Here is an 18,593-nt window from a genome sequence, read left to right on the forward strand (position 1 = left end):
CTCAGTTCGCGATGGTTTCAGACGTCTCTGTCGCGGGTCCATCAATGCCCGGGTCAGCCAACGCTCCAACCGTGAGTGCGGCGCAGATGATGACCGCGAGTATTACCAACAAAGGGAATACAAACCTTAGCCATCGATCATAGGAAACCCGCCCGATCGCTAACCCGCCCATGACAACGGCGAAGGTTGGGTTGAACAGGTTCACCCATCCGTTGGCTGATTGATAGGCAGTCACCACAAGGTCGCGTCCTACTCCGGCGAAATCTGCAAGCGGCGCCATGATTGGCATGGACAAGGTCGCAAGCCCCGAAGATGACGGAACGAGGAACGACATCAAAACTTGAATGCCGAACATGGCGTTGATAAAGGCAAACTCGCTCAGGCCAGTGACAAAGCCTTCGGCCCCGGCAAGGATCGTGTCCGTGATCTTACCGGCGTCCATGACCACAACGACACCCCGAGCGACACCGATGATCAGGGCAACCCCAAGCAGGTCCCGAGCGCCATCCACGAAAGTTTCGACAAACGTGGCCTCATCCATACGCGAGCCTTCGTCGAATTTTCCGACCCACCAGACAATGATCGACATGACAAGAAACAGGCCGGACATTTCCCCCATCCACCACCCCAGGGCGACCACACCGTAAATCATGATGGCAAACGTCAAGCCAAACAGGGCCAGCAATACGGACCGCGTCGACGTCATTTCGGGGAAGGCATCATTGCCTTCAGATCCTTTCAGAAAATGCGTTCTGTTCTCTTCGGCCTGATCCGCGACCACCGAAGCAGATGGATCAGCCTTCACCCGGGTCGCATAACGCATGACATAGGCGATCCCGGCTGCAAGGCACAGCACCAGGATGATAAACCGTAAAACGATCCCGTCAGTAAACGGGATACCGGCGCCCTGAGAGGCCACGACAGTCGCGAACGCATTGAAGGTCGAGCCCAGCGTACCAATTCCTGCGCCCAGCAAGATCACAGCCACACCCGTAAGCGAGTCATAACCCGCACGTATGAAAACCGGAATGATCAAGGCATAGAAAGCCAGCGACTCTTCCGCCATACCGTAGCTGGTTCCGCCAAAGGCAAATGCGGCCATCAGGATCGGGATCATCAGGATTTCGCGACCAGCGAGTTTGTGCAGCAGCCACCCGATACCAGCATCAATTGCACCGGTTTTGGTCACGACCATCAGAAACCCACCAATTATCAACACAAAAAGTGCCACATCAATTGCGGCGCTGGACGAACTGCCCAGAATGCCTGGGTCGTACATGCCCGCGATTGGAGCAAGAATAATTGATGTAATCCCTTGGGGGTTGGGCTCGACTTCGCGATAGGTGCCCGGCACGGGGGCTTCGCTGCCAAGTGCCTCGTTCATCTGACGTTCGTATTCGCCTGCAGGTATAATCCATGTCAGAATTGCAACGACGGCTATCAACACAAACAAGATTGTAAACGCCGTTGGAAACTTGAACTTGGACATGACGACCTCGAACGGTTTTAAATTTGTCTAGTCGTATTTCTTTGCATTTTTATAAAATGTTTTATCAATGTGAAAAGTTCCCGAGGATAAAGTCAACAACTAACAAGATACTCAGAAGGTTGGTATTGCTGGTCTCGACCCTTGATCCTTGAGGATGGTCTGCCCTGCCCTGACGCCCGACGATCCTGCTATTTGTGAAATGAAATGCCTTAATCGCTATCGGCAGGGTGGTGATGCCGTCTCGACAGTGCCGCAAATCACAACGCTGAACCTCTCTGCCTTTTGCAGGCTCAAGGGATTGGCCATTTGCCTTTGGTCTTCGGCTATTCGGATTGGGACGGGCCCGTGCGTTATTGCGGTAAATCGAGTTCCAAACCGCAGAAATTCTCGGTTGCACCCGTCAAGGCTGGAGCAGAGGGTATTCATATCATTAGCGCCCAGTTGACGTGGACTTTTGCCGGTTAGGTCTTTGCCATAATCCCGCGTCAATTTACCGGAGGAGGACACGTCCACACGCCAATCGGCGCGTGCCGTCCGCGCAGCGTGTGTTCACCGGTGTTCCGCATCCCAGCATTGACAGCCCAAGACCGAGTTTCCGGATTGGCCTCAACAAGCGCATTGGAAAGTGCTATTGCAGCCTTTTGGGATTTTGCAAAGTCTTGCAGGCGGCTGGCTGTATTGACGACATCGCCGCTCACGGTCACTTGCCTGTGACGTCTGCCACCGACAACCCCGGCTTTGACGGGTCCGCTATGTCCACCTACGCGCAACCCCAGTCCAGGCCACTTGGGGCTGGCACGAACAGCGGCGTATAAGGCATCAATAAATCGCAACGCCTGTATCGCATCGTTTGGTTGGGGGTCTGGCAGCCCGAACACGACCATGGCTCCGTCGCCGGCAAAATACGCGATAATCCCGCCCAAAGGATCTACGGCCTGTTCGACAAGTTCGTGAAAGACGCGCAAAAATTCAGCTGTTCCTTCTGGTCCAAGGCTTTCTGAATGCGCGGTAAAGCCCTCTACATCGACGAACAGGACAACAGCGGGTCGTGCCGTCGCCTCGAAACGGGGCTCGGACGCACTGGCAAGCCGTTCAACAATCAAAGGCGATTGGTACAAAGCCAGATTGGCGGCCCGTCGCCGGTGCTGCAATAGCCGGAGCCCACCACCGCAACCGACGCCAAGAAAAAGGGAAAGAAAAACCGTGGTCGCATCCAGCCACCACCCAGCGTTAAATGCGGCTTGCAAGACGATCATGATCGCCAAGGCCAGGGCACCGGTTGCCACGACCACAAACCACGGTCGGTCCATCCCTGCGGTAATGAAGCCAAGAACAGATGCGGTAAGCGCCAAAGCGATATCCATCATCCACGAGGTAGCATCGCGGCGCAGAAACCTTTGTTCGATAATATTTGCTGCCAGCGTCGCATGCAGCTCTGCTCCGGGAAAAGCTGAATCGAAAGGCGTCGCGTGCCTGTCCCCGAACCCGGTCGCTGATGCACCAAGAAACACCACCTTGCCGTCCAGCTCTGCCTCGTTGACAGCAGCGACTGAAAAGGTCGGTATCGTGCCTGCCTCGCCGTAATACACCAAGGGAATTGCGCCTTGTCTGTCCAGTTGAACGAAAGTGTCACCGACAGACAAAAGCCCGCCAGTGCGGAACGTTCGCAGTTGCAAGCCCGATTGATCAGCCGCTTTTGCGACGGCTGAAACTGCAAGTGACGGGTGCCAAGAAGTGCCCTTTTTAGTCAGAAATGGTGTTGCGGCGTCAATTCTGCGCACTGAGCCATCGGACTCATGCTGTATGATCACGTGCCCAAGTGTTGTTTCGCTGCGCAAGGTCTCTGCCGGCACCAGCGCGGGTAATGGATTACGATAAGCCGAATTTACAAGTACACTGAAATCGCCACCATCGAGATCTTGCAAGGGCCTTCCCGAGTTTGCCTCGGCAACAGCCAGTATCGCATCGGTTTCCGACAAAACTCTGGCAAGATCCTCGTCGCCCTCACGTGGTTCCACCAACAGGAAATCCAAGGCAATCACCTTCGCTCCGGCTTCGGAAATATCTGAAATTGCCGCTGCCAGCGCTGCGCGCGGTGGTGGAAACTTGCCAAGCTGAGAAACCGCCAGATCGTCAAACGTAACTATGGCAACATTCGGTGGGGATTTCGTTTCCCCGCGCCAAATAAACCGAGCGTCGAGCAAGCGCCCTTCGATCCCCTGCCAGAACGCGTTCCGATCACCCGGATGCCAAAGGGCAAGGGCCAAGCTCAACAGCGTAACAAATGCGCCGACAATGCGCCTTTCGAACGAAAACTTGTCGCGCCCTACCAATCCGAGCCAAGCAAAGCATCAAACTGATCAATGCGCGCCTGCCCCCAAGCTGTGACATTTCCCATCGTGCCAGACGGCGACACATCTATCCCTTCGCCGGGGTCAAGTCGCTTGTTTTCCCCATTAGCGAAGACAAAGACGATACCTTCGCGCGCAAAAACTGCACTCGCTCGGTCCTTCACCTGCATAGCCCACTCCGTAGAGCGCACGGCCGCGACTGCCGAGGGCGTGCGTACCTGCACTCCGTTTCCGGCATCGCTGGAGAACAGAAAGCCAGCAATACCGTCGATTAAGCGTAGGCCAAATGGTCGCGATCCCCCCGATAAAAGGCCAAACACTTCTACTTCGCTATCAGGGCCCAAAACAATCTTTAGACCGCCGGAACAGCTCATTGTTATACGCGCACCGGCTTCGGTGCGTAGTATTGCGTTTCGCCCCAATCCCAGCCCGACAGATGCAGGGCGCGCATTTGCACCTCGGTCCGACACCTCTGTTATGCCGTCGACATGCTGCACGACACAAACACGTGGGTCTGGCGCGACAGTCTGCGCAACGACAGGAACCGCGCTCCCAATCGAAACTGCCACAAGAATGGTGGACAACAGGCTACGAGTTTGCATCTTGGCCCCTCAGTTACAGGCTTGTTGGAAGGATGAAGAGTGGTGGGCGCAAGGTCAACTGCCTGTGATCTTGAGATCGGCTGGCGCGGTCCTGTTTCATGTATCCGCAAAGGGGATAAACCTTGACCTAATGTCCCGTCTACCACCGGTCCACGACGAATGGCCGGCTATTATATTTCCAAACCCATTGGATTTACTTACGTCCGGACCGGGCTGTTTCATGGCTAAGCCATAGCGGTAAGCGCCGATGGCTTAAAAATGTTGCGCTGAAGCCGTTTTCCAATCCTCAGCAAACACGTCTGGGACTGGACCGTTCAGCAAGACGCCTTCGTCAACAAACGCATAAAGGTCGGCATAAGACCGTTCCGTTTCATCTGCCGTGCGACGGTGGATGTCGCCCGGATGAAGGTCCGCGACCTTTTCCTTGCCCATGGCCCCAAGGAGCTCACGAAAGCTCTTTAAGGTGGCGTCATGATACCGGTGCACCCGCTTACGCTTTTGCGGCACATTCACCGCCCGGCCCCGGATCGGGTCTTGCGTTGCCACACCCGACGGGCAGCGGTTCGTATTGCAATGCAGCGCCTGAATACAGCCCACAGCAAACATCATTGCACGCGCGGCGTTGCACATATCGGCACCAAGCGCAAACTTCTCGACCATGTCGTACCCGGTGGCCACTTTGCCTGAGCAGATGATCCGGATCTTGTCGCGCAGACCAACCCCGCGCAAGCAATTGTTGACGAAGATCAGCGCTTCGTTCAGCGGCGTACCCAGTCGGTTGGTAAATTCAACCGGAGCCGCTCCAGTACCTCCTTCGGCACCGTCAACAGTGATGAAATCAGGCAGGATTCCCGTTTCAAGCATCGCCTTGCATATCGCCATGAACTCAGAAGACCGGCCGATGCACAGTTTGAACCCGATGGGTTTCCCGCCTGACATTTCGCGTAAGTGCTGAACGAAGTGCATCAGCCCCGTTGGGCCTTCGAAAGCCGAATGTGTTGGTGGTGAAATAACATCCTGATGCTGTGGCACGCCGCGAATAAAAGCGATCTCTTCGTCAACCTTGGCCGCAGGCAGTACTCCACCATGAGATGGCTTGGCACCTTGTGAAAGTTTGATCTCAATCGCCTTGACCACATCCATTTGTGCCTTCTCGGCGAACTTATCCTTATCGAACCCGCCGTCTGGCGTGCGGCATCCAAAGTAACCGGTGCCGATCTGCCAAATGATATCACCACCCTCGGCCAAATGATGCGGCGACAGACCACCCTCACCCGTATTATGAGCAAAACCGCCATCCTTCGCACCGCCGTTCAACGCACGGATCGCATTTGCGCTGAGCGCGCCAAAACTCATGGCTGAAACGTTCAGGCGCGAAGCGTTGTAAGGCTTGGTGCATTGCGGCCCACCAAGCATGACACGTTCCTCACTTTCCGGCACGTCCTTGGGCGCGAGCGAGTGGTTCGCCCGGTGATAGCCCGCTGACAGGATATCGTACTGGGTGCCAAAGGCCTGCGTATCCATTTGCCCTTTGGCGCGGGAATACACAAGGCTACGGATGATCCGGTTGTACGGGCGGCCGTTTTCGTTGGTTTCCACGAAATACTGGCGGATTTCTGGGCTGACGAATTCCAGCATGTAACGGAAGTGGCCCAAAACAGGATAATTGTTCAGTACATTGTGCTTGGTGGTCAGCATGTCGTACATGCCAACTATGGCGTAGGGGATGAGAACAGCCAAAAGCCAGTAGGCGGGCGGCCAGTAAAACCCCAGCAGCAAGGTCAGCGGCAGACAAACGAAACTGAGAAAGTAATAGAGTCTGCGTACAACCATGTTGTGCTCTCCCAAGGTGTCGCCGGATTGGCTTGTGACAAGCGTGGATCAAATCGGCGTTTGATTGCAAGCATTTGTGTCCGGCAATATACGATTGGGCCGGTTTGCGATATGCCCACGGATATTGACCACTGTTGATCCGCCGAGCGGCAGTATATATGCCAAAACAACGACGAATTTGGGCAGGATGATTGACCGTGACACAGACCTCACCCACCGTCCGGACCACGGCTATCATGTTCGCCGCCGTCTTTGTGGGTGGCGCAATAGGATCGCTGCTGCGCGAAGCGTTCTCGGCACAAATTCCCGGCGCTTCGATCCTGACGGCGACATTTGGTATCAATGTTGTCGCCTGCTTCATTCTCGGCTGGCTGTATGCAGTACGAAACCGCGTACACGCGCATGTCGTTCATCTTGGGGCGGTTGGTTTTTGCGGCGGGCTGTCCACGTTTTCGTCCTTTGTGGCTGAATTGGAACGCTTGGCTATTTCGAACCTTTGGGGTGCTGTGTCTGCTGCAGGGTTGGAGATTGCCATCGGCCTCGGCGCCGCGATGTTGGGTGAGGGTTTGGGGCGGCGGTTGCACGACCAGCAGGTGCCGGAATGAGCCAATTTTATCTTCATGCCATGTTCGGGCTGGGTGGTGGTCTTGGCGCTGTGCTACGCCATTGGATTGCCTTGCGGGTCCGGCATGACCTGCCTTTTGCAACCTTGATCGTGAATGTTCTGGGAAGTCTTCTACTGGGACTTTGGGTCGGATATCTGGGCGGGCCAGTCGACATGGGCGAAGAAGAAAAGCGGCTGGTTTTTGGTTTTTGTGGCGGGTTCACGACGTTCTCAAGCTTTGCATACCAGTCGCTTGAACTTCGGCGTCAGCGCACGATTATGCTGGCTGCCGGGAATATTCTGCTTAGCCTTGGTTTGTGTTGGTTTGCGTTTTGGCTAGGTCTCGTGATGATAAGCTGGGGAGTAGACCCACAGTTTGCGCTTCGGTACTCGGCCACCTGCAGAGTGTTGGCGGAAGCCGCGTTTTGAAAGACAGCGAACGCCTGCTCTGACGCGTTTTGTTACATTGGGTAAGTATGCATACGTACCGCAAGATTTCCCATGATCCAGACGGTCCCGAGTATGATGATTAGAAGGACCAGCACCGAGAACAGAATCAGGTCAAGGTCTTCACGGCTGCTGCGGCGACGGTCGATATGCAGGAAATAGACCAGTTGCACGACCAGTTGCGCCAACCCTAGCATCGCGATAGCAAGGTATACGCCTTTGGTCTCAATCCCGAACACGTAGGCGATTGTAAAAACCGTCCCAGTCAGCAGAAGAGAGCCGCCATAACCGATCACATAGCGCCGTTGCTCGCGCCGGTGCATCTCGCTGCGCTTATCCATAGGCCAGACCTCCGAAGTAAACGATGGTGATGATGCCGATCCAGATCAGATCGAGGAAATGCCAGAACAGTGCAAGCCGCACTACGCGCGACATCACAAGGTCGGTCAGACCAAAAACCCGCAGCTGAATGCCAAGAACGACAAGCCACAGGCACCCCGCAGCCACGTGCAACCCGTGCAACGGAACCAAACCATAAAACGCGGACAGAAACCCGCTGCGCTGAGGGATGCCTCCCTTTTCGGCCATGTCCATGAAATCGCGGATTTCCAGCACCAAAAAGCAAATTCCCAACATAAGCGTGACGCTGAACCAGAACACGATCCGCCACCGGGGCAGATTGTATTTCAGTGCAAGCATCGCGAGGCCCACGGTCAGGCTGCTGGTCAGCAAGATCAGGGTCTGGGCAAATACGCTGGTCATGTTGAACAGATCATGTGGGCCGGGCCCGCCAGCCTGCGCGTCGATCATGGTGATGTAGATCGCGAACATCAGCCCGAAGTAGACCAGATCGCTCATTAGAAAGACCCAGAAGCCGAAGGTGACGACTTCGCTAGCCTTGTCGGCACTGGCATGACGTCGCCCCAGGTTCAGGCCCGGGTAGCTATGGGTTGGTGCACGCTTCATGTCACTGCCTTCAGATCAGGCCGGGCGAGACCGCGGTTTTCCGGGGTAGTTTCGTGATCGCGATCGACAGGTGCAGCAGTGTTCACCAAATCCAGCCAGGCCTCATGCTGTATGCGAACCTCTGCGGCGGGAATGACCTCTTCGGTATCCAGCTGGAAGGTCCAGAGGGTGAAGGACAAAAGCATCAGCACCGTCACCAGCGCGGCCAGCCACCAAATCCACCAGACCAAAGCAAACATCCAGATACCGCTGAGAACACATATAGCAAACCCAATCCCGGTGTTGCGTGGCATCGAAATGTCTTCGTACTGGTCGGGGCTCGGATAGGCTTCGCCCCGCTCTTTGGCGGCGGCAAAGTCGTCCCGGTCTGTGATCTGTGGGATAACAGCGAAATTATAGGGCGGCGGCGGTGCCGGAATTGACCATTCCAGCGTGCGCGCATCCCAGGGATCGCCAACGGGCACTTGGGTTTTCTCGCGGTCGCGGATGCTGACCCACAATTGAATGATCACTGAGAACAGAGCTGACAGGATCACGAACGCACCAACAACGGCGACGATCATGAAAGGGTGGAAACTGGGGTCTTCCCAACTGTACGACCTACGCGGCATTCCCATGAGGCCAACAAAATAAAGCGGCAGGAAGGTCAGCATGAATCCGACGGTCCACAACACCACCGAGATACGGCCCCAAGCCTCGTTCAGGCGAAAGCCGAAAGCCTTGGGAAACCAGTAATTGTATCCGGCCAGCAACCCGAACAGTACACCGGGCAGCAGAACGTTATGGAAATGGGCAACCAGGAACAGCGTGTTGTGCACCTGATAGTCAACCGTAGGGTTGGCAAGGATCACACCTGACAAACCGCCAATGACAAACAGCATCAGGAACGCCAAACCGTACAACATAGGTACCGAAAACCGGATACGACCACGGTACAGCGTCGCCATCCAGTCATAGACTTTGACCCCGGTCGGGATCGCAATCAACATGGTGGCGATGCCAAACACCGCGTTGATCAGAGCGCTTTGGCCCATAGTAAAGAAATGGTGCAGCCAGACGGTAAATGACAGAACGGCGATGCACATGGTTGCGATGACCAAAGAGTTGTAGCCGTACAGTCGCTTGGCCGAAAACGTGGCAAAAACCTCGGAAAAAATACCATAGGCAGGCAGGACAAGCAGGTATACCTCGGGGTGGCCGAACAACCAGAACAAGTTGGCATAATTCATCATGTTACCGCCCAGGTCGTTGGTAAAGAAGTGAAAATCCAGATACCTGTCTGCGGCCAGCATCAGCGCCGCCACACCAAGCGGCGGCATGGCAAAGACGATCAGGATCGAGCTGCTGATGATCGTCCAGCAATAGATCGGCAGCCGCATGAACGTCATGCCAGCTGCGCGCAGTTTATAGATCGTAACCGCAAAGTTGATCCCGGTCAGCGTGGTTCCGATGCCGGAAACGACGATGGCCCAAATCCAATAGTCCGGACCCACTCCGGGGTTGAAAGCCGCGCCCGTGTAAGGCGGATAGGCCGTCCAGCCACCGGTTGAGAAATGCCCCACGACCAACGACACCATCAGCATCATGCCAGCCGATACCGTGAGGCCAAGGCTGATCTGGTTCATCACTGGAAAGGCTACATCCCGCGCACCGATCATCAGTGGTATCAGAAAATTCGCAATGCCAAAGACAAAGGGAACAGCGACAAAGAAAATCATGATAGTGCCGTGCGTGCTGAACAACTCGGCGAAATGTTCGGCTTCTAGGAAACCCTCGCCCGGTCCTGCCGCCTGTTGGGCACGCATGACAACGCCCTCCAGCACGCCACGTGCCAGCATGACAATGGCGAAGACGATATACATGATCCCGATTTTCTTATGGTCTACGCTGGTCAACCAGTTGCGCCATAGCGGCCCCCACAATCGGAACCAGGTCAGCAACCCGACGACTGCGATGACCCCAACAATCACAATGCCTGCGGCTGCGTTCGCCACGATCTCATTGGCATTGGGGTCTTTCATTAAACCAGCAATCGGGAAAGAGTCCCAGGTCAGGCGGCCAAAGAAACCGGTTTCGGTCATTGCGCACCCTTCTTGCCAAACTGAGCGGTGCCCGGTTGCTGATCAACCGGCAGCGGCTGCCCTCCGTGATAGCGGTGAAGGATGGACTGGAACAGATCACCATCTTCAAGCGTAAAGTATAACGCACGCTCTGGCATTTTTGCGGTCCCAAGCGCGGCTTGAACCTCATCCCGGTCGGTGCGCATGGCAAGGGTCCGATAGGTTTCGGCAGTAAGGGGAATACCATTGGCACGAACCCCTTCGACCCAGGCATCAAACTCATTGGGTTGCATCGCAAGGGTCTGAAACTTCTGCTTGGTAAATCCGCGCCCGCTATATTGCGTGTTTTCGCCCTGCATCGTCTTGGGTGTGTCCGCAACGAGATGCAGTTTGGTCGTCATTCCCGGCATGGCGTAGATCTGACCGGCCAAGGCGGGGATCATAAAGGACTGCATCACCGTATCCGTGGTCAACGTCATCGCGACCTGTTGTTTGATTGGGATGCCCAACTCACCGACACTGGCAATGCCAAGATCCGGGTAGATGAACAGCCATTTCCAATCCAGACCGACGACTTGAACATCCAAAGCCGGTGTATCACCAAAACCGCTTGAGTATGGGTCCAGGCGGTGCGTGGCCTTCCATAAGTAGAACGACAAGAGCGCCACGATGACGACCGGGACACCCCACATTACGAATTCCAGCGTGGCCGAGAAGTCCCAATCGGGCCTGTACTGTGCATCCCCGCCCTGACGCCGCCTGTATCGCAGGGCAATGAGCGGCACCAGAACCAGTACCGGGATCACTGCAATCAGGATGAGGGCGGTCGCCCGCAGCAAATGAGTCTTCTGAGCCGCTGCAATCGGCCCTTGAGGATTCAAAAAACTGTCACTGGCCCATGAGACCTGCCCGGAGACGACCACAAGCACAACCGCAGCCGATCCTGCCCATAGCCATGCTGAAGGTCTGAGTAAGGCCACGCCAGTTCATCCTCTGAAGCCTTCGTTTCTGCCAACTATCGGCAGGGACGCCAGTTTTCTCAAGGTTTTTCCTGACGTCTCGGTTTTTCGCGCACGCTGTGGGGCAGCCCTTGAAGAAGCGAATACTTAAGAGCGTGCCAATGACGCGGTTGACACACCCTCATAGTCCAATGACATATTCCAACAATGCGTTGGATCGTTTTCGCCTTTTGCCTGACATGCCTTCTGACAGACGCGCGCGCAGAGGATCGTTCTGCGGTTGAGGGTCAGTTCCAAATCTGGCTACAGGAAACGGTCTGGCCGCGGGCCAAGGCCAAGGGCGTTTCTCGGCTGACGATGCAGCGGGCCTTTGAGGGCGTGACGCTCAACTGGAAGTTGCCTGATCTTGTACCGCCGGGGTCAATTGCCAAAACGCCCCAACAGCAAAAACAGGCCGAGTTCGGAGCGCCTGGGCGATATTTCAATGCAAACTCGATTCAAGGCGCTACTGCGGTTGGTCGGCAAATGGCCCGGCGTCACGCGAACTTCCTTGCGCAGGTCGAGGCGGAAACGGGTGTACCCGGAAGGATCATTCTTGCGATTTGGGGACGCGAGAGCGGATATGGCCAAGTAGCCATCCGGCACGACGCCTTTCAGGTGTTGGGTACAAAGGGATTCATGAGCACCCGGTCGGCATATTTCACCGAAGAATTGATCGCAGCACTGCAGATCGCACAAGCCGGCCACGCACCGCCGGGAAGACTCAAAAGCAGCTGGGCAGGCGCGTTTGGTCAACCGCAATTCATGCCATCGAACGTTCTGACCTACGCAGTGGACGGGAACCGGGACGGGCGGCTCGATATCTGGGGATCGACTGAGGATACAATTGCATCCATCGGGAATTTTCTGTCGGCGCATGGTTGGGTTGCCGGAAGGGATTGGGGGTTTGAAGTATCGGTTCCAGCTCACGTTTCCTGCGCATTAGAGGGACCGGACCAAGGGCGGTCCATTCAGGACTGGGTCGACATAGGAGTAACCCGCGTCTCGGGTAAGCCATTTCCCCAGCACGAATTACAAGGTGAAGGGTATTTAAAGATGCCCGCCGGACGCTATGGGCCAGCCTTTATCGTCACACCGAATTTCTATGTGCTGAAAGACTACAATAAAAGCGATCTTTATGCGTTGTTTGTGGGTCATGTCGGCGACCGCATTCAATTCGGCGTCCAAGATTTCAATACGGGCTGGGACAACATCGGCACCCTGTACCGATCTGACATCGCCGCTATGCAAAAGTCGCTTGAAAGCCAAGGGCATGATGTCGGCGGTATAGATGGGTTGCCCGGGTACAAGACCCGACGCTCAATCGGGCGGTGGCAGGAGGGCAAAGGGCAACCGCCGACCTGCTTTCCAAAACAGGGTATGAAAGCCGCCCTCACACAATAGCGATTCGCCCGTTTCTCTTGTTTTTGCCGACCATCGCTGCATTTCCCTCGGGTCAAGTTTGAACATGCGCCTTCACGAAAGTGTCACGATCAAGTCAAGTTTCCTTATTTAATTTCAGCACTAACGCCGGTTTCGCTCACTATCCACCTATAGTTGCTTTAATTGCAGGCAGCATCTTTATCCCGATTTGAAATAGTGTCACCTTCTGCGCCAGTGAGAGGCGACTTTCGCAAACACGTTCCTGACTGCAAACCAAATGACTGTGATGCGGTGTTCAGTGCGATCTGAAAAAGCAAAATCTGAATCCGTGTCAGTCCTGTTCAAGGTCGGACAAACATGGTGGCAGCGGCCATCCTGAATGGCGCGCGCATTGCCACCTAATAAATGGGAGACAAAAATGAAAAAGTATATTCGGACATCTCTGGCGGGGCTAATGACTTCGACCATGATCACCGGTGCCGCCTTTGCCGCTGGCACTCACCCGGAAACTGGCGAAGCGCTGGCCGAAGACCAGACCTTTATCTATCGCCTTGGGGATGAGCACAGTTCGGTCGACCCGCAGGTTGTCGAAGATACCTATGGCGCCGAAATCACACGTGATTTGTTCGAAGGCCTGATGAATCAGGACGAAGACGGCAACCTGGTTCCGGGCGTTGCCACAGGCTATACAACCAACGACACCAAGGATGTGTACACCTTCACCCTGCGTGACAACGCCAAGTGGTCCAATGGCGACCCGGTGACCGCTGGTGACTTTGTCTATGCATGGAAACGTGCCGTCGACCCCGAACTGTCGTCACCCTATGCCTGGTTCATGGAACTGATGTCGATTGAAAACGCCGCCGAAATTATCGCCGGTGAAAAGCCGATTGACGAGCTGGGCGTCAAGGCAATCGACGATCACACACTGGAAGTCACGCTCAGCGCGCCGCTGCCGTATTTCCCGCAGATGACCACGCATTCTACCACCTTCCCGGCTCCGCAGAAGGTCATTGAGGAACATGGCGACGCCTGGACCCGCCCCGAAAATATCGTGTCGAATGGTGCCTACATCCTGACCGAGCACGTGCCGCAGGAACGTTCGGTTCGTGAACGGAACGAAATGTACTGGGACAACGAGAACACAATTCTCGACAAAGTGGTCGCGCTGATCATCAATGACGAAAACGTTGCCTTGACGCGTTATCTGGCTGGTGAGTTGGACCGTACCGAAGTTCCAGCAGGCCAATTCCCCCGCCTTAGCCAAGAGCATCCGGACGAAGCGATCAGCTTTCCGCGCCTGTGCAACTATTACTACACCTTCAACCTGACGGAAGATGGCCCCGAGGCCTTCAAGGACCCGAACGTGCGTCAGGCTCTGTCGCTGGCGGTGGATCGTGCAATCATCACTGAAAAAGTAATGGCAGGGGGTCAGCCGCAGGCCTATACATTCGCGCCCGAAGCAACAGCAGGGTTTACCGTTCCCGAGGTTGAGATGGCCTCAATGACCCAAGCCGAGCGGGATGAGCTGGCCAAGGAATTGCTGGCCGGTGCCGGGTATGGCCCGGATAATCCGCTGAGCTTTGAAATGGTCTACAATACCAACGAAGACCATAAAAAGGTCGCAGTTGCTGTTAGCCAGATGTGGAAGCAGAAGCTGGGTGTGAATGTCGAACTGGCCAATATGGAATGGAAAGTGTTCCTGGAAGAGCGCGGCAACCAGAACTTCGAACTGGCCCGTGGCGCATGGTGCGGCGATTATAACGAAGCTTCGACCTTCCTGGATCTGCTGCAGTCGGATTCAGGCTATAACGACGGCAAATTCAGCAATGCCCGTGTTGACGAGTTGCTAGCGCAGGCCAAAACTGCTGATGATCCGGCGCCTCTGTACACCGAGGTTGAGCGCATCATCGCACAGGAAACTCCTGTGATCCCGATCTACCACTATGCGGGTGTTTACATGATGGACACCGATGTCGGGAATTGGCCTATCAACAATGTCGAGCAAAACTGGTACTCGAAAAACCTCTACAAACTTGCTGAATAATCGTCTTTGAACCACGCCCTGTCCCGGAAGCATCCGGGGCAGGGCCAATAAACATGGGGGCATGAAATGCTTGCCTATAGTCTGCGGCGGCTGCTGGTTGCCATTCCGACGATCCTGCTGCTGATCGTCGCCTGTTTCTTTCTGATGCACTTTGCGCCTGGTGGGCCATTCACGTCTGAGCGACCTCTGCCGCCGGCGGTTCTGGCGAATATCGAAGCGCGGTACGGGCTGGACCAACCACTGTGGAAGCAGTTGTGGGACTACCTTTACAATATCGTCGTGCATTTCGACTTTGGCCCGTCCTTCAAGTTCAAGGACCGGGACGTCAATGACATCATCGCCCAGGGTTTTCCGATCTCGCTGACTTACGGGTCGCTGTCGTTCCTCGTCGCGACGTCCGTTGGTGTCGGTCTAGGAATTGCCGCGGCGATCAAGCACAACAGTTGGATCGACTATTTCGCTGTGGGGCTGGGCATCGCGGCCCAAGCGCTGCCGAACTTCATCATGGGCCCGATCCTGATCCTGACCTTTACCCTATGGCTGGGATGGTTGCCGGGCGGTGGATGGAACGGAGGGCAATGGCCGTACCTCATTATGCCCGTGATTGCGCTTGCGACGTCATACATGGGATCCATCGCGCGGATAACGCGATCTTCGATGCTTGAGGTGCTGAACTCGAACTTCATCCGCACCGCGCGGGCCAAGGGTCTGCCAACCAGAACCGTGATCTGGCGTCACGCGTTGAAACCAACGCTGTTGCCGGTCGTGTCATACCTTGGGCCGGTTTTTGTTTATGTGCTGACAGGTTCTGTTTTCGTCGACATCTACTTTTCGACCGGCGGGCTGGGGCAAGCCTATGTCGGCTCGGCCCTGTCGCGAGACTATGCCGTGCTGCTGGGGGTCACGATCCTTTATGGCGCGTTGACTGTCGTCGTGAACCTGCTGACGGACCTGGCCTACGCCTGGTTCGATCCGAAAATTCGGTATTGAGGGGCGAACCAATGCTAGGAAAATCACAAAAAGCCGCCCATCTGGCCGAAAGTGTCACCGACTACACGGTTATTCAGGGGCGCTCGCTGTGGCAGGACGCTCGGATGCGGTTTGTTCGCAACAAGGCCGCAATGGCCAGCGTTTTCGTTCTAAGCTTGATCGTTTTGTTCACGATAATTGGACCGTACTTCGCCGTTTGGGACAATGAAGAAATCGACTGGAACGTCATGGGGGACGTGCGCGGGATGGGGATGCCATCCCTCGAAACCGGGCATTTTTTCGGTGTCGATGATCTGGGACGCGACCTTTACAGCCGCGTCATTCAGGCAACGACCACATCGCTTTTGGTTGGCCTCATCGGGGCGGCCACGGCGCTGATCGTCGGCACCTGTTACGGCATCGCCGCCGGTTACATTGGTGGGCGTGTCGACAGTGTAATGATGCGCTTTGTCGATATTCTTCTGGCGATCCCAGCAACCTTGATCATCATCCTGCTGCTGGTCGTGGCGGGGCGGTCATTTTTCATGTTGTTTCTCGCTCTTGGCGCGGTCGGCTGGCTGACCATGTCACGGATCGTTCGAGGGCAAACTCTGACGCTGAAGAACCGCGAGTTCATCGAGGCTGCCCGCGCCGCCGGCGTAAGCGAATTCACGATTATGTATCGTCATATCCTACCCAATCTATTGGGGGTGGTGATCGTCTATGCCTCGCTTCTGGTGCCTGAGATGATCCTTACCGAAAGCTTCATCTCGTTTCTGGGTCTGGGTATCTCAGAGCCCTACACCTCGTTGGGTAGGCTGATCGCCGAAGGTGCCGGGACGATGGCCTATGGAACCTTGTGGCAGCTTATGTTCCCCCTGACATTCTATGTCGCAATCATCATCTCGATGTTCTTCATCGGCGATGGTCTGCGTGACGCACTGGACCCGAAGGATCGCTGATATGAGCCTGTTTTCCATAAAAGACCTGAGCGTCCAGTTCGAAACTCCGGACGGCGTTGTCGAGGCTGTCAAAGGGATCAGCTTCGACATCAACCCGGGCGAATGCCTTGGCATCGTCGGCGAAAGCGGATCGGGCAAAAGCCAGACTTTCATGGCCGCGATGGGGCTGTTGCCGCCAGCGGGACGGGCCGAAGGCTCGGCCATGCTGAACGGGAAGGAGATCTTGAACCTGCCCGTTGGCAAGCTGAACAAGATCCGTGGTTCGGATGTGGGCATGATCTTTCAGGACCCGCTAACCGCTTTGACCCCGCATCTGCGGATCGGTCAGCAAATGCGCGAAGTTCTGCAAGTGCATGAAGGGCTACAAGGCTCTGCCGCGCGACAGCGATGCCTTGAATGGCTTGACCGTGTGCGTATCCCCGAGGCAAAACGGCGTCTTGATCAATACCCGCATGAGCTTTCGGGCGGGATGCGCCAGCGCGTGATGATTGCCATGTCCATGCTGTGCAATCCAAAACTGCTGATCGCGGACGAGCCAACCACTGCGCTCGATGTCACGGTTCAGGCCGACATTCTGGACTTGATGGTGCGGCTGCAAAAAGACGAAGGCACCGCGATTGCCCTGATTACACATGACATGGGCGTCGTCGCACGGATGTGTGACCGGATACAGGTCATGCGTCTGGGTCAGTTTGTCGAGGCCGGAGACGCGCGCGAAATCTTCCGCGCGCCAAAGCACGAATACACTCGAACTCTGCTTGAGGCGATGCCGCGCATTGATGCAGGCGATGCGCCCAAAGCGCTGGAGAAGACCGAAGAACCTCTGCTGAAGGTCGACGACGTCAAAGTCCATTTCCCGATCCATGTCTCGGGCGGGCTGTTCGGCCACAAGGTGCCGTTGAAGGCCGTGGATGGCGTGAGTTTTGACATCCGCAAGGGCGAAACGCTGGGCGTTGTGGGTGAATCCGGTTGCGGCAAATCCACCCTCGCCCGGGCCGTGCTGCAACTGATTGAACCCAGTGCGGGGAATGTCAGCTGGTTGGGACATCCTATCGTCGGGTTGAAGCGGGCCGAACTGAACAAGTACCGCAAGGACCTTCAGATCGTGTTCCAGGACCCGCTGGCCAGCCTTGACCCGAGGATGACGATTTCTGCCTCGATCGCGGAACCTCTGAAAACCTATCGCCCTGACCTGACGGATCGCGAACGCAAGGACATGGTCGCGGAGATGATGGAGCGGGTGGGCTTACAATCCAACATGATCAACCGATATCCGCATGAATTGTCCGGCGGGCAAAACCAAAGAGTCGGCATTGCCCGGGCAATGATCAACAAACCCAAATTGATTATCTGCGACGAAGCGGTTTCGGCGCTAGACGTGTCCATTCAGGCGCAAATCGTGGAATTGTTGCGAGAATTGCAACAAGAGTTCGGGCTGTCGATGATTTTTATCAGCCATGATCTTTCTGTGGTGCGGGCGGTCTCGAACCGGATCATGGTCCTTTATCTTGGTCGGATTGTCGAACTTGGGGATGGCGAAGTAATTTGCTCTGATCCGATCCACCCCTACACCAAGTCCCTGATCTCGGCCGTTCCAATACCGGACCCCGACGTCGAACGCACGCGGCGACGGTTGAAGCTGCCTGGTGAGCTGCCCTCGCCCATGGATCCCAAGGCTGCATTGCGGTTTCTGCCCAGTCGTTTAGCTGCGGGTCAGTCCGATTATGTCCCCCAATTGAGCGAGGTGAGACCGGATCACTTTGTGGCCGAACACGATCCGCTGGATGCCATTTTGAGCGGTGTTTGAGCGCCCTGCCCCGAAGCTAATTTGCACAGCTTCGGGGCGTCTTCGGTCCTGCTTTCAGAACGGTAGTTAGTAGAA

The 18,593-nt window shown here is 55.7% G+C and carries 15 protein-coding genes; 7 read left to right on the forward strand and 8 right to left on the reverse strand.

The features are described 5' to 3' along the window. Nucleotide 1: 1 nt before the first annotated feature. From LCM21_RS07320 to LCM21_RS07335, 4 genes are all read right to left on the reverse strand, one after another. The gene (locus LCM21_RS07320; RefSeq protein ID WP_224890012.1) at nucleotides 2-1,489 is read right to left on the reverse strand and encodes a YfcC family protein; all 1,488 of its coding nucleotides are present in this window, start codon (nucleotides 1,487-1,489) and stop codon (nucleotides 2-4) included. A gap of 485 nt (nucleotides 1,490-1,974) precedes the next feature. Then, nucleotides 1,975-3,762, reverse strand: coding sequence for a CHASE2 domain-containing protein (locus LCM21_RS07325; RefSeq protein WP_224890013.1), 1,788 nt, complete (start codon nucleotides 3,760-3,762; stop codon nucleotides 1,975-1,977). A 53-nt stretch (nucleotides 3,763-3,815) separates the two neighbouring features. Next, nucleotides 3,816-4,442, reverse strand: coding sequence for a FecR domain-containing protein (locus LCM21_RS07330; RefSeq protein ID WP_224890014.1), 627 nt, complete (start codon nucleotides 4,440-4,442; stop codon nucleotides 3,816-3,818). A 252-nt stretch (nucleotides 4,443-4,694) separates the two neighbouring features. After that, the gene (locus LCM21_RS07335) at nucleotides 4,695-6,275 is read right to left on the reverse strand and encodes an FMN-binding glutamate synthase family protein (protein ID WP_224890015.1); all 1,581 of its coding nucleotides are present in this window, start codon (nucleotides 6,273-6,275) and stop codon (nucleotides 4,695-4,697) included. 197 nt (nucleotides 6,276-6,472) lie between these two features. On the opposite strand from LCM21_RS07335, the gene LCM21_RS07340 reads away from it, so the two are divergent. Further along, nucleotides 6,473-6,880 carry a fluoride efflux transporter FluC gene (locus LCM21_RS07340; RefSeq protein ID WP_224890016.1) on the forward strand — a complete coding sequence of 136 codons (408 nt, stop codon included), beginning with the start codon at nucleotides 6,473-6,475 and terminating at the stop codon, nucleotides 6,878-6,880. After that, complete coding sequence (locus LCM21_RS07345) at nucleotides 6,877-7,308, forward strand: fluoride efflux transporter FluC (RefSeq protein ID WP_224890017.1); 432 nt, start codon at nucleotides 6,877-6,879, stop codon at nucleotides 7,306-7,308. Before LCM21_RS07340 ends, LCM21_RS07345 begins: the two co-directional genes overlap by 4 nt. Before the next feature lie 32 nt (nucleotides 7,309-7,340). Here LCM21_RS07345 and LCM21_RS07350 read toward each other — a convergent pair whose 3' ends face one another. Genes LCM21_RS07350 through LCM21_RS07365 form a run of 4 tightly spaced genes read right to left on the reverse strand, consistent with a single transcriptional unit; the run spans nucleotide 7,341 to nucleotide 11,332 of the window. Then, nucleotides 7,341-7,667, reverse strand: a complete 327-nt coding sequence (locus tag LCM21_RS07350; RefSeq protein ID WP_068333178.1) for a cytochrome o ubiquinol oxidase subunit IV — start codon at nucleotides 7,665-7,667, stop codon at nucleotides 7,341-7,343. Continuing rightward, nucleotides 7,660-8,292, reverse strand: coding sequence for a cytochrome c oxidase subunit 3 (locus LCM21_RS07355; protein WP_224890018.1), 633 nt, complete (start codon nucleotides 8,290-8,292; stop codon nucleotides 7,660-7,662). The genes LCM21_RS07350 and LCM21_RS07355 overlap by 8 nt, the downstream gene beginning before the upstream one ends. Next, nucleotides 8,289-10,373, reverse strand: coding sequence for a cbb3-type cytochrome c oxidase subunit I (locus LCM21_RS07360; protein ID WP_224890019.1), 2,085 nt, complete (start codon nucleotides 10,371-10,373; stop codon nucleotides 8,289-8,291). Before LCM21_RS07360 ends, LCM21_RS07355 begins: the two co-directional genes overlap by 4 nt. Beyond that, nucleotides 10,370-11,332: a cytochrome ubiquinol oxidase subunit II gene (locus LCM21_RS07365; RefSeq protein ID WP_224890020.1), complete on the reverse strand. Its 963-nt coding sequence runs from the start codon at nucleotides 11,330-11,332 to the stop codon at nucleotides 10,370-10,372. The genes LCM21_RS07360 and LCM21_RS07365 overlap by 4 nt, the downstream gene beginning before the upstream one ends. Before the next feature lie 186 nt (nucleotides 11,333-11,518). On the opposite strand from LCM21_RS07365, the gene LCM21_RS07370 reads away from it, so the two are divergent. The 5 genes from LCM21_RS07370 to LCM21_RS07390 all read left to right on the forward strand — a co-directional run bounded on the left by LCM21_RS07370 (nucleotide 11,519) and on the right by LCM21_RS07390 (nucleotide 18,518). Continuing rightward, entirely contained in the window at nucleotides 11,519-12,754 is a 1,236-nt protein-coding gene (locus LCM21_RS07370; RefSeq protein WP_224890021.1) for a lytic murein transglycosylase, read from the forward strand. A 397-nt stretch (nucleotides 12,755-13,151) separates the two neighbouring features. Further along, nucleotides 13,152-14,780, forward strand: a complete 1,629-nt coding sequence (locus tag LCM21_RS07375) for a peptide ABC transporter substrate-binding protein (protein ID WP_224890022.1) — start codon at nucleotides 13,152-13,154, stop codon at nucleotides 14,778-14,780. A 66-nt stretch (nucleotides 14,781-14,846) separates the two neighbouring features. Next, the gene (oppB, locus tag LCM21_RS07380; RefSeq protein WP_068333192.1) at nucleotides 14,847-15,770 is read left to right on the forward strand and encodes an oligopeptide ABC transporter permease OppB; all 924 of its coding nucleotides are present in this window, start codon (nucleotides 14,847-14,849) and stop codon (nucleotides 15,768-15,770) included. Between the two features lie 11 nt (nucleotides 15,771-15,781). Further along, complete coding sequence (locus LCM21_RS07385) at nucleotides 15,782-16,711, forward strand: ABC transporter permease subunit (protein ID WP_224890023.1); 930 nt, start codon at nucleotides 15,782-15,784, stop codon at nucleotides 16,709-16,711. Nucleotide 16,712: 1 nt separating this feature from the next. After that, a complete protein-coding gene (locus tag LCM21_RS07390) occupies nucleotides 16,713-18,518 on the forward strand; it encodes an ABC transporter ATP-binding protein (protein WP_224890024.1) in 1,806 nt (601 codons plus the stop codon). The last annotated feature ends 75 nt before the right edge of the window (nucleotides 18,519-18,593 follow it).

The sequence above is a fragment of the Ruegeria profundi genome (genome assembly GCF_020171505.1).
Lineage (GTDB): Bacteria > Pseudomonadota > Alphaproteobacteria > Rhodobacterales > Rhodobacteraceae > Ruegeria > Ruegeria profundi.

Excerpts from the sequence above, each read along its gene's own strand:
- oppB (WP_068333192.1), top strand. The coding sequence starts at position 14,847 with ATGCTTGCCTATAGTCTGCGGCGGCTGCTGGTTGCCATTCCGACGATC.
- LCM21_RS07360 (WP_224890019.1), bottom strand. The coding sequence starts at position 10,373 with ATGACCGAAACCGGTTTCTTTGGCCGCCTGACCTGGGACTCTTTCCCG.
- LCM21_RS07385 (WP_224890023.1), top strand. The coding sequence starts at position 15,782 with ATGCTAGGAAAATCACAAAAAGCCGCCCATCTGGCCGAAAGTGTCACC.
- LCM21_RS07350 (WP_068333178.1), bottom strand. The coding sequence starts at position 7,667 with ATGGATAAGCGCAGCGAGATGCACCGGCGCGAGCAACGGCGCTATGTG.
- LCM21_RS07390 (WP_224890024.1), top strand. The coding sequence starts at position 16,713 with ATGAGCCTGTTTTCCATAAAAGACCTGAGCGTCCAGTTCGAAACTCCG.
- LCM21_RS07335 (WP_224890015.1), bottom strand. The coding sequence starts at position 6,275 with ATGGTTGTACGCAGACTCTATTACTTTCTCAGTTTCGTTTGTCTGCCG.
- LCM21_RS07345 (WP_224890017.1), top strand. The coding sequence starts at position 6,877 with ATGAGCCAATTTTATCTTCATGCCATGTTCGGGCTGGGTGGTGGTCTT.
- LCM21_RS07330 (WP_224890014.1), bottom strand. The coding sequence starts at position 4,442 with ATGCAAACTCGTAGCCTGTTGTCCACCATTCTTGTGGCAGTTTCGATT.
- LCM21_RS07370 (WP_224890021.1), top strand. The coding sequence starts at position 11,519 with ATGCGTTGGATCGTTTTCGCCTTTTGCCTGACATGCCTTCTGACAGAC.
- LCM21_RS07320 (WP_224890012.1), bottom strand. The coding sequence starts at position 1,489 with ATGTCCAAGTTCAAGTTTCCAACGGCGTTTACAATCTTGTTTGTGTTG.
- LCM21_RS07355 (WP_224890018.1), bottom strand. The coding sequence starts at position 8,292 with ATGAAGCGTGCACCAACCCATAGCTACCCGGGCCTGAACCTGGGGCGA.
- LCM21_RS07375 (WP_224890022.1), top strand. The coding sequence starts at position 13,152 with ATGAAAAAGTATATTCGGACATCTCTGGCGGGGCTAATGACTTCGACC.